Origin of the sequence: Paenibacillus sophorae, assembly GCF_018966525.1 — a bacterium.
Lineage (GTDB): Bacteria > Bacillota > Bacilli > Paenibacillales > Paenibacillaceae > Paenibacillus_AQ > Paenibacillus_AQ sophorae.
Window position 1 is genome coordinate 1039370 of the sequence record NZ_CP076607.1, and the last position, 13721, is coordinate 1053090.

Annotated in this window: 14 protein-coding genes and 1 riboswitch; of the genes, 9 read left to right on the plus strand and 5 right to left on the minus strand. The window is 56.9% G+C overall.

Going from position 1 to position 13721, the window contains the following annotated elements; genetic code table 11:
* Positions 1-206: 206 nt before the first annotated feature.
* Positions 207-800, minus strand: coding sequence for a DUF5317 domain-containing protein (locus KP014_RS05015; RefSeq protein WP_036595217.1), 594 nt, complete (start codon positions 798-800; stop codon positions 207-209).
* A gap of 227 nt (positions 801-1027) precedes the next feature.
* Between KP014_RS05015 and KP014_RS05020 the strand changes: the two genes are divergently transcribed.
* From KP014_RS05020 to KP014_RS05055, 8 genes are all read left to right on the plus strand, one after another.
* Positions 1028-1378: a metal-sensitive transcriptional regulator gene (locus KP014_RS05020; RefSeq protein WP_036595216.1), complete on the plus strand. Its 351-nt coding sequence runs from the start codon at positions 1028-1030 to the stop codon at positions 1376-1378.
* A 14-nt stretch (positions 1379-1392) separates the two neighbouring features.
* On the plus strand, positions 1393-1596 hold the full coding sequence (locus KP014_RS05025) for a cation transporter (protein WP_036595214.1): 204 nt from the start codon (positions 1393-1395) through the stop codon (positions 1594-1596).
* A 123-nt stretch (positions 1597-1719) separates the two neighbouring features.
* The gene (locus KP014_RS05030; protein ID WP_090834242.1) at positions 1720-4176 is read left to right on the plus strand and encodes a heavy metal translocating P-type ATPase; all 2457 of its coding nucleotides are present in this window, start codon (positions 1720-1722) and stop codon (positions 4174-4176) included.
* 52 nt (positions 4177-4228) lie between these two features.
* The gene (gene nfsA / locus KP014_RS05035) at positions 4229-5011 is read left to right on the plus strand and encodes an oxygen-insensitive NADPH nitroreductase (protein ID WP_090834243.1); all 783 of its coding nucleotides are present in this window, start codon (positions 4229-4231) and stop codon (positions 5009-5011) included.
* Positions 5012-5217: 206 nt separating this feature from the next.
* Complete coding sequence (locus KP014_RS05040) at positions 5218-6126, plus strand: ABC transporter ATP-binding protein (protein ID WP_175491867.1); 909 nt, start codon at positions 5218-5220, stop codon at positions 6124-6126.
* A gap of 2 nt (positions 6127-6128) precedes the next feature.
* Entirely contained in the window at positions 6129-6866 is a 738-nt protein-coding gene (locus tag KP014_RS05045; RefSeq protein ID WP_090834244.1) for an ABC transporter permease, read from the plus strand.
* A 6-nt stretch (positions 6867-6872) separates the two neighbouring features.
* Entirely contained in the window at positions 6873-8120 is a 1248-nt protein-coding gene (locus KP014_RS29020; protein ID WP_036601166.1) for a sensor histidine kinase, read from the plus strand.
* Positions 8117-8719: a response regulator transcription factor gene (locus KP014_RS05055; protein WP_036601169.1), complete on the plus strand. Its 603-nt coding sequence runs from the start codon at positions 8117-8119 to the stop codon at positions 8717-8719. The genes KP014_RS29020 and KP014_RS05055 overlap by 4 nt, the downstream gene beginning before the upstream one ends.
* Before the next feature lie 78 nt (positions 8720-8797).
* On the opposite strand, the gene KP014_RS05060 is transcribed toward KP014_RS05055, so the two are convergent.
* From KP014_RS05060 to KP014_RS05075, 4 genes are all read right to left on the minus strand, one after another.
* Positions 8798-9568 carry an ABC transporter ATP-binding protein gene (locus KP014_RS05060; RefSeq protein ID WP_246590729.1) on the minus strand — a complete coding sequence of 257 codons (771 nt, stop codon included), beginning with the start codon at positions 9566-9568 and terminating at the stop codon, positions 8798-8800.
* A 188-nt stretch (positions 9569-9756) separates the two neighbouring features.
* Positions 9757-10518 carry an ABC transporter permease gene (locus tag KP014_RS05065; RefSeq protein ID WP_090834246.1) on the minus strand — a complete coding sequence of 254 codons (762 nt, stop codon included), beginning with the start codon at positions 10516-10518 and terminating at the stop codon, positions 9757-9759.
* On the minus strand, positions 10515-10808 hold the full coding sequence (locus KP014_RS05070) for a thiamine-binding protein (protein WP_025332850.1): 294 nt from the start codon (positions 10806-10808) through the stop codon (positions 10515-10517). Before KP014_RS05070 ends, KP014_RS05065 begins: the two co-directional genes overlap by 4 nt.
* 83 nt (positions 10809-10891) lie before the next feature.
* Positions 10892-11959, minus strand: a complete 1068-nt coding sequence (locus tag KP014_RS05075; RefSeq protein ID WP_036600104.1) for an ABC transporter substrate-binding protein — start codon at positions 11957-11959, stop codon at positions 10892-10894.
* 199 nt (positions 11960-12158) lie between these two features.
* Positions 12159-12271, minus strand: a riboswitch (TPP riboswitch).
* A 329-nt stretch (positions 12272-12600) separates the two neighbouring features.
* Here KP014_RS05075 and KP014_RS05080 point away from each other — a divergent pair.
* Positions 12601-13653 (plus strand): EAL domain-containing protein, encoded by a 1053-nt coding sequence (locus KP014_RS05080; protein ID WP_036600107.1) that lies wholly within the window; start codon positions 12601-12603, stop codon positions 13651-13653.
* Positions 13654-13721 lie beyond the last annotated feature (68 nt).

Consider the following 13721-nt stretch of genomic DNA (forward strand, 5'->3'; position numbering starts at 1 on the left):
GAAATGGCTTCGTATGTTAAAAAAGCAGGCTGAACATCAGCCTGCTTCTGTTTCATTCAATCAACGGCCGCCGCCGATAAGTCTGAATCCGGAGGTCAAAGCCATAACCACGGAAGCAACGATAACGGTATTGATGATAATGCGCGAATACAGCATGCCGTCCCATTTCTTTTTCATAATTGTTCACCCCTTTCGATAATGGATCGTCAAGACTGCTTGGCTTCCATCTCCTGTGTCGGAATCTGTCTTCTGTCTGGAACAAGGATGTGCTGAAGGTAGAGGAAAATCCCTACATTCATTACAATATCGCCAACGCTGATGACCTGGGTGCGCGGATAAGGCTTGGACAGCGGGATAATATCCCCAAGGAACGACAGCCTGGTTGCGGAGTCCATCAGAAAATGCTTCGTAACAACGGCTCCCGATTGCAGAAGATGTACGTAATAAGGGTCCAAGACCTTTGCCGCCTCCAGCGAGACAGGCATCTTGCCGCCATTGACGGCCATGACGAGAAAGTTCAGAAAGACTCCGGCAAAAATAAACAAGAAGCCCGGAGTGCTCCGGTTCAACCACAGGATGTAAAGCCCTGCCACGTACACGGCGGCAAAAACGATACCGCTGGACGCAGCAAAGGCAGATGACCGGTCATTCAGTTCAAACACGACAAACTGCAGCAATAAAAGCAGGGGAAACCATAAGCCGCCTCTAATTCGCAGGCTGCCAAACTGTGTCAGGCCGTAGCGAAATCCGCCCCGGAGCAGACCGACCACCAAACCGAGCACAATACCGTCGTAGACCATGTTGAATGCTCCTATACTTATGTATTGATAAAAAAATGTATGGATAAGAAATCCGATGCACATTAGGAATATTCGAGCCTAATTATGTAAATCCTTCTGGCCATAACAATTTCCCTCAAAATTCCTCAAGAATATGTGTCGAAAAAATTAAAAAGCGGGCTAATAGATTTCCGCCGCTTGACATACCCCTATGGGGTATAATAAAGTGATGTTGAGGAGGTTGATGCATGACGGCACATGAGAAGCATGATGAAGGGCTTGACCATCGGTCCTGCGGCAGCGATTGCCATTCTTCCGAAGAACGCAAAAGTCACCATACCCAGGAATTCAAGAACGGGCTGACGACCCGGCTTAACCGCATAGAAGGGCAGATTCGGGGCATCAAAGGCATGATCGAGCGCGACACCTACTGCGATGATGTTCTCACCCAGCTTGCGGCGGTCCAGTCGGCGCTTGGCGGCGTCGGAAAGCTGCTGCTTGAGGGCCATATGAAGAGCTGTATTATTGAAAGGATCGAAGCTGGAGAACATGAGGTTATTGACGAACTGCTGATTACGGTCGGCAGATTAATGAAATAAGGAGAGGATTAATAATGGCGAACGTTGTATTGAATGTAGAGGGAATGTCCTGCGGACATTGCGTAAGCTCAGTGGAGAAAGCGGTAAGCAATCTGGGGGCGTCCGCAACAGTGGATCTGGCATCCAAGACGGTAGCGGTAGATTATGACGACAGCAAGCTCAGCCTGGGAGCCATTAAGGAAGCGATTGAAGAACAGGGCTATGACGTAGTTCAATAAGCCGGACGAGGCATACGCCAAGGCATGGAGCGGCAGGGAGAGGAAGTCCCGAAAAGACGCTCCACGCCTTCTCTTTTTTACATTTTACATACCCCCTACGGGTACCGGGAAGGATGTGATCTTATGGAGGAAACAGCAGCGGCGCCCGTAGAGGAGTTGGCGACCTTACAGATTACGGGCATGACTTGCTCCGCCTGCGCTGCGCGGATCGAGAAAGGGCTGGCCCGCATGGAGGGCGTATCCCGGGCGAACGTCAACCTTGCGCTGGAGCAGGCGGCCGTTGGCTTTGATCCGAAGGTTGTCAGCGTGCCGAAGATTGAGGAGAAGATCCGCTCGCTCGGTTACGACACGGTAAAAGAAGCGGCGGACTTCGATATTTCGGGCATGACCTGCGCCGCCTGTTCGGCCCGGATTGAGAAGGTGCTCGGAAAGCTGCCGGGCATCGCAGGAGTCAATGTCAATCTCGCGCTTGAAACGGCGCATGTGGAATATACCCCGGGGATGATTAGTCTTCAGGATATCATCGCCAAGGTCGACTCGATCGGCTATAAAGCTTCGCTCAAGGAAGACCGGAAGGAGACCGCCGACCGGCGAGAGCTTGAAATCAGCCGCAAGCGCATAAAGTGGATGATTTCGGCGCTATTGTCTCTGCCGCTTCTGTGGGCGATGGTTGGGCATTTCTCATTCACTTCATGGATTCCCGTACCGGAGCTGTTCATGAATCCGTGGTTCCAGCTTGTTCTGGCTACCCCGGTGCAGTTCATAATCGGCTGGCAGTTCTATGTCGGCGCCTACAAGGCGCTTCGTAACGGCAGCGCCAATATGGATGTTCTGGTGGCGCTGGGCACGTCGGCCGCTTACTTCTACAGCTTGTACCTCACGCTCGATTCCCTTCGTATGAACGGAATGAATCATACGGTCGAAATGTACTATGAGACAGGAGCCGTGCTGATCACGCTGATTCTGGTCGGCAAATGGTTCGAGGCGCTGGCCAAGGGCCGCTCCTCCGACGCCATCCGCAGCCTGATGGGCCTGCAGGCCAAGACAGCGCTCGTGATCCGTGAAGGAACGGAGATTAGCGTTCCTGTAGAGGAGGTCGTTATCGGGGATATCGTACTCGTGAAGCCGGGCACCAAGATTCCCGTTGACGGCGAAGTGACCGAAGGCTTGTCATCCGTGGATGAATCCATGCTAACGGGCGAGAGCATTCCGGTGGAGAAGAAGCCGGGCGACTCCGTGATCGGAGCGACGGTGAACAAGAACGGCGTGCTGAGGATCAAAGCCCGCAAGGTGGGCCGCGACACGGCGCTTGCCCAGATTATCCGCGTAGTCGAGGAAGCGCAGGGTTCCAAGGCGCCGATCCAGCGGGTAGCGGATGTCATCTCCGGCATCTTCGTGCCGATTGTGGTGGCAATCGCCGCGCTGACGTTCCTGGTCTGGTACCTGTGGGCGGCTCCGGGACAGTTCGCCGAAGCGCTGGAGAAGGGGATCGCCGTGCTCGTTATCGCCTGTCCCTGCGCGCTGGGCTTGGCTACGCCGACCTCGATTATGGCCGGCTCCGGCAGGGCTGCGGAGCTCGGCATTCTGTTCAAGGGAGGCGAGCATCTGGAAGCCGCGCAGGGCATTCAGCTCGTCGTGCTCGACAAGACGGGCACAGTGACGAGCGGCAAGCCGGTGCTCACGGACGTGCTTGTATCGCCGGACTTCAAGGGCGCGCCTGAACTGGCTCCGGAAGACGCTCTGCTGTCGCTTGCGGCAGCGGCGGAGAAGCTGTCGGAGCATCCGCTGGCCGAGGCGGTAGCTGCGGGCGCAGCGGAGAAAGGGCTGGCGGGAAGCGAAGCCGGAAGCTTCGTCAATGTACCCGGACGGGGTATCAAGGCCGCCGTCCAGGGCAGGGAGATCATTGTCGGCACGCGCCGGATGATGGAGGAGAACGGCGTCAATTCGCGGCGCTGGCTTGACTCCATGAACGATCTGGAGCAGCAGGGTAAGACGGCGATGCTGGTTGCGGTGGACGGCGATTGCGCGGGAGTCGTGGCCGTCGCGGATACGATCAAGCCGACCTCGCGCGAAGCGGTGGCGGCTCTGCGGGGCATGGGGATCGACGTCGTGATGATCACCGGCGACAACGAGCGGACGGCGCGGGCCATTGCGGCCGAGGCCGGTATTGACCGGGTGATGGCCGAAGTGCTGCCCGAAGGCAAGGCCGAGGCGGTGCGGAAGCTTCAGGCGGACGGCGTGAAGGTGGCGATGGTCGGCGACGGCATCAATGATGCGCCGGCGCTGGCGACCGCCGATATCGGCATGGCGGTCGGCACCGGGACCGACGTGGCGATGGAAGCGGCGGATATTACGCTGATGCGCGGCGACCTCAAGGCCATCGCGGACGCGATCAAGATGAGCCGCAAGACAATGGGCAATATCAAACAGAATTTGTTCTGGGCGCTTGGCTACAATACCATCGGCATTCCGGTAGCCGCGCTGGGATTCCTCGCGCCCTGGCTGGCGGGCGCGGCCATGGCGTTCAGCTCGGTTTCGGTCGTGCTGAATGCGCTGCGGCTGCAGCGGGTAAAGTTATAATGCGAGAAAATCAGAATGCAAGAGCGCAACGGCTCGAAAGGAAGCGACATTCATGAGCAAGAATATCCGGGAACCCGGGCAGAATTCCATTGATAACGCGGTGCTGTCCTTGCTGGGAAGACATGTCTCCGTCCGTAAGTTCCGGCCGGAGCCGGTGAGCGAAGAACAGCTTGCCGCCATTATCGGGGCGGGGCAGATGGCCTCAACATCCAGCAATGTGCAGGCGTACAGCGTGATTGCGGTGACCGAGCCGGCGCTGAAAGCGGAGCTTGCGGCGCTTGCCGGGAACCAGGCCTATGTGGCGGAATGCCCGGTCTTTCTGGTCTGGTGCGCCGATCTGTACAGGCTGCGGGAAGCGGCGAAGCCGCATCTGAACGGTGCGGACACCTATGAGGACTCTACGGAGAATTTCATCATCGCCACCGTGGACACCGCGCTGGCCGCGCAGAACGCTGCCGTGGCGGCGGAGTCGCTTGGGCTTGGCATCGTCTACATCGGCGGGTTACGGAACAAGATCGCCGAGGTGGCGGAGCGGCTGGGGCTGCCTGAGCTGGTCTATCCATTGTTCGGCATGTGCCTTGGCTATCCCGATCAGGCCCCGGGGCCGCGTCCGCGGCTGCCGCTGCCGGCGGTGCTGCATCGTAACCGCTACGATGCCGAAGAGACGGTGCGCCAGGTCGAGACCTACGACAGCACGATGTCCGATTATTTGCGCCAGCGGACCGGCGGGGCGAAAGATACTCCCTGGTCAGCCATCATGGCGGTTCGTCTGGCGGAACCGATCCGCCTGCATATGAAGGATTTCCTGCAGGGCAAAGGCTTCATGCGCAAATAAGGCGGAATCGGCAGAGACCGCAGACGGAATGGAATTTCAATTGAAAGGGTACGGGCTTCGGCATGGAAATGCCGGGTTCGTACCCTTTTTGCCGTTGTGAGATGACAGTTGTCACCCCAAGATCATGACAGTCCTTACTAAAGCTGCGGGTTCCGAAAGTGTATCTTTAATGTAGAACATAAGGAACACATTCGGGAGGAATGACGATGGATACTGTAATAGAGGTGCAGGATGTCTGCAAGACCTTCAAGGATAAACAAGCGGTGAACGGAGTCGGCTTCAGCATCGCCCAAGGCTCGGTTACCGCCATGCTGGGCCCGAACGGAGCCGGGAAGACAACGATGCTGTCGATGATGCTTGGGCTGCTGGAACCAACGAAAGGCTCCGTGACCATGTTCGGCCGGTCTCCCCATGACAAGACGGTCCGCGAACGGACGGGAGCGATGCTGCAGGAAGTGAGTGTAATGGAGCGGCTTAAAGTGAGCGAGATTCTCTCACTGGTCCGTGGCTATTATCCTCATCCGCTGAATTACGAACAACTGGTTCAGGCGACGGGCCTGGCCTCGGCCGATCTGAACCGGTATGCGGATAAGCTCTCGGTCGGCCAAAAGCGCGGCCTCGGATTCGCGCTGGCGCTTGCGGGCAATCCGGACCTGCTGTTCTTCGACGAGCCGACGGTGGGGCTCGATATCGGCGCCCGTCAGAGATTCTGGGATATCGTCCGGGGCCTTGCCGCTCAGGGGAAGACCATCCTGTTCGCCACTCATTATTTGCAGGAGGCCGAGGATATGGCCGACCGGATTCTGCTGTTTAACAGAGGAGCTCTGGCGGCCGACGGAACGCCGGACGAGATCAAGGCGGGCATCGTAAAACGCTCGGTATCCTTCCTCTCCCCGCTGGACGAAGCTTCGATCCGTCTCCGGCTGTCGGTTTATCCGGCGATCAAGGACTGCCGTCTGAGGGAGGGCAGGCTTCATGCCGCCGCGCAAAATACGGATGAAGCGCTGGCCGCGATTTTTGCCTCGGGCATCCCCGCGCATGATATCCGCATCGACCAGGGACGTTTGGACGACGCTTTTCGTGAGCTGGTTATGAATCACAAGGAGGCGATATAACGATGAAGCTAATCGGAAAACAGTGCAAAGCGGAAATGCTTCGGATTATCCGCAATCCTTATTATGTGTTCTGGTCCTTGGCGATGCCGATCCTGTTTTATTTCATCTTTACGAGAGTTGTCAGTACGGGCAGCGGGGACAAAGGGGAATGGCAGGCGCATTATCTTATGTCGATGACGGCGTTCAGCGTGATAGGCTCGGCGATTATGACGCTCGGCATACGGCTTGTGCAGGAGCGGGCTAGGGGCTGGGCGACTTTCATGAAGCTAACTCCGCTGCCGGGCCCGGTCTATTTCTTCGGTCAAATGTTCGGTCAGAGTGTCATGCATCTGTTCTCGATCCTGTGCATTTTTACGGCGGGGTATCTGATCAATGGAGTGTCTCTGAGCTTGGGTCAATGGCTGCTCTGCGGCTTGTGGCTGCTGGTGGGATCTCTTCCCTTTCTGGCTATCGGCACGCTGGTAGGCGCGATGAAACGTATGGACACAGCAAGCGGCGTCAGCAACGCAGTCTATATGGTTCTTGCGGTGGCGGGTGGAATGTGGATGCCGCTTGAAATCCTGCCGAAGACGATGCAGCGGATCGGACGTTGGCTCCCTTCCTACAATTACGGCAGCGGCGCCTGGAATATCGCGGGCGGGCACGCGCCGGAATGGAGAAATGTGCTGATTCTACTGGGCTATCTGCTTCTGTTTATGGTAATATCCACCTATATTCGAAAAAAACAGGAAACGGTGTGACGGCTAATGGCGGTTAATGCGGCAGAACGCAAAAAGTTCGAACTGTTCCCCGCGAGACTCGGGTTCTATCCTTATATCTGGCTGATTTATTTGGTTATCCCGATTGGCTATCTTCAGCAGTTCAGCGGCATCAAGCTTGCCGTGGGCTATGCGCTGATTGCGCTGTTTGCCTTAACGTACCGCCAATTGTATGTGGCCGGACGCGGCTGGCGGTTTACGGCCTGGATTACGGTCCAGCTGCTGCTGATGGTCGCGCTCAGTCTGTTCTTCAATCCCTATGATTTGTATTTGGGCTTCTTTACGGCCAATTTTATCGCCAGGTATGAAAATGTGCGGAGATTCAGGGCGGCGATGCTCCTGTTTGCCGCGGCCGAAATTCTGCCTCTGCTGTATTTGGTTCATGAGATGGATAAATCGAATGCCGTTATGCTGCTGCCCTTCCTCGTCATCATGCTGCTTTCTCCCCTGGGGATACGCTCCCTGACCCGGAAGCAGCAGTTGGAGAAGGAGCTGGATAAGGCTAACGAGCGCATCAGGGAAATGGTCAAGCGTGAGGAGCGGATGCGGATTGCCCGCGATCTGCATGATACGCTTGGGCATACACTGTCGCTCATCACACTGAAAAGCCAGCTCGTCGAGAAGCTGGCGCTCAAGGATGCGGAGCGGGCGCAGGCGGAAGCGGCTGAAATCCGCCGGATCTCCCGGGCCGCTCTGCGGCAGGTGCGAGAGCTGGTGTCGGAGATGCGGGCCGTGAAGGTGGCGGAGGAGCTGGCGGAAGCCGCCGAAATGCTGCGTGCCGCGGAGATCTCCCTGGAAATCCGGGGAGACGCCTCCCTGGAGGGCGTCCCGGACTTGACGCAGAACATCCTAAGTCTCTGCATTAAGGAAGCCGTGACCAATATTGTGAGGCACAGCGGCGCGGACCGGTGCCGGATCTTGCTGGAGACAGCGGACGGAAAGGTGCGGCTGACGGTGGAGGATAACGGAAGAGGAGCCGTCCGGGGAACGGAAGGCATTCCGGCTCCGGCGAAAGATGGCGCGAGCGGCCTGCAGACCGTTCCTGCGGGCGGGGAAGAGAGCGGCCCGGCGGGCATCTTTCCTGGGGGAGCGGGCAACGGCCTGAAAGGGATGGCCGAAAGGCTGTCCCTGATCGACGGGAGCCTGACTGTCGCCGCAAGCCAAGGGGAAGGCACAGTTCTGCAAGTGTCGATCCCGCTTATCGTGAAAGAAGGAAAGGAAGGCGAAACGGCGTGATACGAATTTGCATTGCGGAGGACCAACTGCTGCTGCGCGGGGCTATGGCCTCGCTGCTTGATCTTGAGGACGACCTGGAGGTGGTTGGCCAGGCCGGAGACGGAGCGGAGGCTCTGTCGCTGATTGACCGTCTTCAGCCGGACGTGTGTCTGATGGATATTGAAATGCCGCGAAAAAGCGGCCTGGAGGTTGCCGAACTGCTGAAGGAACGGGGGGCAGACTGCAAGGTCATAATTCTGACCACCTTTGCCAGACCCGGATATTTCGAACGGGCGGTCAAAGCGGGAGTGCAGGGCTATCTGCTCAAGGATGAGCCGGCGGACAAACTTGCGGAAGCCATCCGCCGCGTGATGAACGGGCGGCGGGAGGTATCGCCGGAGCTGATCTTCGGCAGTCTGCGGGAAGAGAATCCCTTGACGCCGCGCGAACGGGACATTCTGAAGCTTGCTGGCGGCGGACAGACGGCGAATGAGATTGCGGCTTCCTTGCATCTGTCCTACGGAACGGTCCGCAATTATATTTCGGAGATTCTGAACAAGCTGGAGGTCAAGAGCCGGATCGAGGCGGTGCGGCTGGCCGAGGAGAAAGGCTGGATATAAGAAACCCCGCAAAGTAAGGAATCTGCTCGAGCCGATTCCTTACTTTGCGGGGCCCCAGGGGCAGATTGGCATGGAAGGTCAGCGGAGCGCGCCGCTCTTGGCCTGTTCCTCACGCATCCACCCCGACAGCTGGCGTTTCAGCCGCAAAAACTCGGGATTCTCCGTCATTTCCTCCCGGCGCGGCCGGGGAAAAGGCACATCAACGGTGTGCAGTATGGTCCCCGGCCGTCCCGAGAACACATAGATGCGGCTGGAGAGCAGCAGCGCCTCTTCAATGCTGTGCGTGATGAACAGCACGGAGCGGCGGTTCTCCTCCCACAGCTCCAGCAGCCAGCGCTGCATCTCGCTGCGGGTGAGGGCGTCGAGCGCGCTGAACGGCTCATCCAGGAGCATCAGCTCCTGGGGCGCGAGCAGCGCGCGCAGGAAGGCGGCGCGCTGCTGCATGCCGCCGGACAGCATATGCGGATACGCCTTCTCGAATCCGCCGAGCCCCGCCTTCGCGATCCAGCGCCGCGCTTCCTCGCGAACCTCGCTTCGGGCTGCGCCCCTCAGCTCGCGGGAGAGAATCACGTTATCCTCGATGCTGCGCCAAGGAAACAGCGCCGGCTGCTGCGGCATGTAGCTGACGCTGCCCCGCTGCCCGGTAACCGGAGCGCCATTCATGCGCACGGTGCCCGCATCCGGCTTGACCAGTCCGCCGATAATGTGGAAGAGCGTGCTTTTGCCGCAACCTGATGGGCCAACGATGGATACGAACTCCTGCCGTTTCACCGTCAGCGACACCTGCTCCAGCACCGGAATGCCCCGCCCTCGCTGGGAGAATGATTTGGAGATACCTGAGACCTCCAGCGCGGGAGTTTCGCGATCCGAACCCGGTGATAGCGCGTCCGAAACAGGGGAATGTCCGCCGCTAGGGGACGGCCCTTCCTCCAAGTCTCCCTCTGAAGACGAAATTGTCTTACGCGTCAACTTCAGCCGCCTCCTTCTATAACTTTTTTCCATGCAACTTTTTTATACACGTTTCTGTGCGACCGCTTCTATGCGTCCCGCTGCGGCTTCCAGCGGACCAGCCATTTCTCCAGCAGGGCGACAGCGGCGAACAGCAGCAGACTAAGCAGTACAATAAGGATAATGGCAATAAACATCCGGTCTGTGCGGTAAGCCGATTTCTGCAGCTGCATATAATAGCCGAGCCCTTCGCCCGAGCCGATAAGCTCCGCTACGACGGCGCCTGTAACGGCGTAAGCAGCGGATATTTTTATACCGGAGAACAGGGAGGGCAGCGCATGAGGCAGCTCCAGCTTGGAGAAGATTTGCCACCTTGTCGCTCCGGCCATCTTCATAAATTGAAGCATCATGCGGTCGGTTTGGGCGAGTCCGCCCATCCCAGCGACCGCCACGGGAAAGAAACACACAAGTGTAATGAGAATAACCTTTGGCAGCAGGCCGAAGCCGAACCAGATCACCAGCAGCGGGCCGAGCGCGATAATCGGCACATTCTGGCTTAAGATAAGCAGCGGGTACAGCGCGCGCCTCGCTCCGGGCAGGATATGCAGCAGCACGGCGGCGGCAAGGCCGACGGCGACCCCAATCGGAAAGCCGGTCATAGTCAGGCGCAGCGTCGCCAGGGTGTGTCCTTCAATGGAGGACGCGTTGGCGACGGCCTCGTGCCATACATCTATGGGAGCAGGCAAGATCCATTTTTCCACATGGAACCAGGAAACCGACAGCTGCCACAGCGCCAAAAACAAGATGACCGCCACAAGGGGCGGCCAGATTTGTCTCCACCTGGAACTCACGGGCGATATTTCTCCGTCAGCTTGTCCATGCTGATTCCGCCCGGATTATGGGCGATCTTTACCTGCGAGATGACGCTGGGGCAGCCCGCTTCGATTAGCGCCTCCTGCATCTCCCGGACAATTTCCAGCAGGTCGGCGAGCTCGCCTTCCATCGTCGTCTCCAGCGCATTCACTTGATGCTTCACGCCGGAACGCTGAATCACTTCAATTGCTTTGTCCACGTATGGGATTACGTCTTCGCCTCCCGGCGTTTTCGGAATCACTTGAATGCTCAGCAGCGTACTTGCCATTCCTATCATCCTTTCATGCCGTTAATACTTTCATGCCATTAATTGTAAACTAAATGAACCAAAAGCTTAACTTTATTAAGTTCTTACTGCCCGTCCGGCAAAAATTCGTTGGTAAACGCCTTGTCGGCCTCCAGCGGTTTGTCCAGCAGCTTCAGCCCGTACATCCAGTCGGCGTAATTTTTCCATACAGCGGTCTTCTGCTCACCCCACCGGGCGGCGTCGTCCTTGTATTTCGGGCTGAGCCATTCCTGGCTGGCCTGAACGAGCTTCGCGTCAAGATCGGGAACCGCCTTGATCAGAATATCGGCAGCCTCCTTCGGATGGTCGATCGCATATTGATAACCCCTAGACGTTGCCTTCAAAAAGGCTTTGACCACCTCTGGATTCTCGGCGATCTCTTTCTCGCTTGTCGTCAGCACCGGCGTGTAGTAATCGAGCTGCGGCGCGTAATCCTTCAAATACAGCATATCCAGCGGCTCGCCGCGCAGCTTCGCTTCAATACCGGTCCAAGCGTAGAAGATCCAGGCAAAGTCAATGTCACGCTTAACAGCCGTAAAATAGTCCGCTTCGCCGATGGTGACCTGCTTGACCTTCTTCACGTCGCCGCCGACCGGGTCCATAATGGCCTTCATGGAAGCTTCTTCGACCGGCGATCCCCAGCCGCCGTAAGTTTTGCCTTCGAAATTCTTCGGCGACTTGATGCCCCGGTCGACCGGAGCCGCGAAGCCGGATGTGTTATGCTGGATAATCGCCGCGATGGACACGAGTGGGACGCCCTGAATACGTGCCAGCGTCAGACTGTCCTGTGCGCCGACGCCGAAGGCGGCTTCTCCCGAGGTGACCATCGTATCTGCGCCCGCCGATCCCGGCTGCACAATATCTACATCAAGGCCCTCCTCCGCGTAGTAGCCGAGCTCTTTGGCGACATACAGTCCGGTGTGATTCGTGTTCGGCGTCCAGTCGAGCGCGACCTTTACCGGCGTCGCCGCTTTGGGCGAGCTTTGGGCGGAAGCGGATGCCTCCGGCGAAGCGGAAGCAGGGGTTCCCTGAGCGCCGCCCGCGTTTCCTCCCGAATTATTGCCGCCGCATCCCGCCGCTGTCAGTATGAACAGGCAGGTTAGGCACAGTGATAACCATTTTTTGACTCCCATTATATAGTCTCTCCTTTGTCTTGCCGCCCCGGGCAGCGATGCCTGAAGCGGCGGGTATTCCCGCTTCCATAAAAGCTTACCTGCAAATCACGAAGCCGCTTGGGGGACCACGGGAATTTGCGCAAACCTGAAATGCCAAAAAAGCGCCCCTGAACATTCGGGACGCGGCGGAGTGCATGACGGCGGCGGTCTCTTTACGACCACGCGCTTAAGGCTTTCCTACGCTGGCATTATCCAGATCAGGTATAAGGGTCAGTATCTTGCGGGATACACTCTCAGCCGGCCATAATTCCAGCACCCCAAGGTTTATGAAGTTTCGGGTATTCCTTGCTGTTTACGCTGTAATTATAGACGCAAGGTTCTGAAGTTGTCCAGTACCATGGCCGATTCTGAAGCCGTCATTTAATAATACCGCCGCCCATGTGCCAGGGAACAGTGCATGGAAGACGCCATCAGTGCGAAGTATTGGAGAAAAGCACGGTATTTGCCGGGAAATAACCTGGGAAATTAAAAAATCGGGATATGGAAAAAAATTACGCGAAATATGGCGGTTATTTGGGGTGAATTTCCGTCTTTTCCAGAAAAACATGCTATAATGACCTCAGGTTGCTGCATTTTTGTGGGCCAAAAGGAGGGTGTTCATGAACTGTATTCATTGTTCCCCTATTGAACCAATTGAAGACAAGGGAATCCTAAAAATTCGGCGCGCATCTCCTTCACTTGCATCCGCTGTTCAAGCGTCCGGTTTTATACTTAAATCTTTTCGGGAAGAGGTATGCGAGATTTCTTACAGCACCCGGGAACAGCTGCTGAATGTGATGAAGCTGATCGAGTCCGCGAAGGAAGCGGCGCTTCTGACCATATCCATAATCGGAACAGGAGCCGCAAGTGAGTTGGAACGGTGGATGTCGCTCTCCCAGCTTCAGGTCCGCTTTAGCAATCATTCACTCATCGATATTATCGCCAATAAAGAATTTTGCAGCTATTTGCAGCCGATTGTCGATTCTTCCGAGAAGATTGTCGGCTTTGAGTTTTTGCTGCGGCCGCTGCAGCAAGGCACGCCGTTTCAGCCGCATATACTGTTTGAGGTGGCAAGAGAAAGCGGATTTCATTCCTTTTTGGACCGGGCCGCGCGCATCTCCGCCATCGAATCCAGCGCCAAGCTGCTGCCTCACGGAATTAAACGGTTCATCAATTTTCTGCCCTCTTCCATTTATGACCCCCAATACTGTCTGACCCATACATTTGAGGCGATCGAGCAGCAGGGCCTAAGGCCGGAGGATTTTGTGTTTGAGGTGGTGGAAACGGAAGAAATCGAAGATATTTCGCATCTCACCTATATATTTGCCGAGTGCCGAAGCCATGGCGCTTTTGTTGCGCTCGACGACGTCGGCGCGGGCTACTCCACGGTGGAGGTGATGTCCAGCCTAAAGCCGGATTATGTGAAGATTGACCGGGGGCTGATCAGCTTTTGCGATCAGGATGCCGGCAAGCAGCAAGCCGTTAAGGAGATTATGGAGAGAGCCGGAGAGTTTGGCGGAATAGTGCTGGCCGAAGGAATCGAGCGGCGGGAGGAATTTCAGTTCTGCCGGGAGCTCGGTATTCCTTTGGCGCAGGGCTACCTGTTCGGCAAGCCTGCGCAGGCGCCGCCAAGGCATTTTCTCATGCAGACGGAATTTGTTAATATGGAATAATAACGCCTTTGCGCGCCGGACAGATCTTTTCGAGTAAGTCCGGCCAGCACGAAGGGCAAGAAGGAGGT

Excerpts from the sequence above, each read along its gene's own strand:
- KP014_RS05015 (WP_036595217.1), bottom strand. The coding sequence starts at position 800 with ATGGTCTACGACGGTATTGTGCTCGGTTTGGTGGTCGGTCTGCTCCGG.
- KP014_RS05020 (WP_036595216.1), top strand. The coding sequence starts at position 1,028 with ATGACGGCACATGAGAAGCATGATGAAGGGCTTGACCATCGGTCCTGC.
- KP014_RS05025 (WP_036595214.1), top strand. The coding sequence starts at position 1,393 with ATGGCGAACGTTGTATTGAATGTAGAGGGAATGTCCTGCGGACATTGC.
- KP014_RS05030 (WP_090834242.1), top strand. The coding sequence starts at position 1,720 with ATGGAGGAAACAGCAGCGGCGCCCGTAGAGGAGTTGGCGACCTTACAG.
- nfsA (WP_090834243.1), top strand. The coding sequence starts at position 4,229 with ATGAGCAAGAATATCCGGGAACCCGGGCAGAATTCCATTGATAACGCG.
- KP014_RS05040 (WP_175491867.1), top strand. The coding sequence starts at position 5,218 with ATGGATACTGTAATAGAGGTGCAGGATGTCTGCAAGACCTTCAAGGAT.
- KP014_RS05045 (WP_090834244.1), top strand. The coding sequence starts at position 6,129 with ATGAAGCTAATCGGAAAACAGTGCAAAGCGGAAATGCTTCGGATTATC.
- KP014_RS29020 (WP_036601166.1), top strand. The coding sequence starts at position 6,873 with ATGGCGGTTAATGCGGCAGAACGCAAAAAGTTCGAACTGTTCCCCGCG.
- KP014_RS05070 (WP_025332850.1), bottom strand. The coding sequence starts at position 10,808 with ATGGCAAGTACGCTGCTGAGCATTCAAGTGATTCCGAAAACGCCGGGA.
- KP014_RS05075 (WP_036600104.1), bottom strand. The coding sequence starts at position 11,959 with ATGGGAGTCAAAAAATGGTTATCACTGTGCCTAACCTGCCTGTTCATA.
- KP014_RS05080 (WP_036600107.1), top strand. The coding sequence starts at position 12,601 with ATGAACTGTATTCATTGTTCCCCTATTGAACCAATTGAAGACAAGGGA.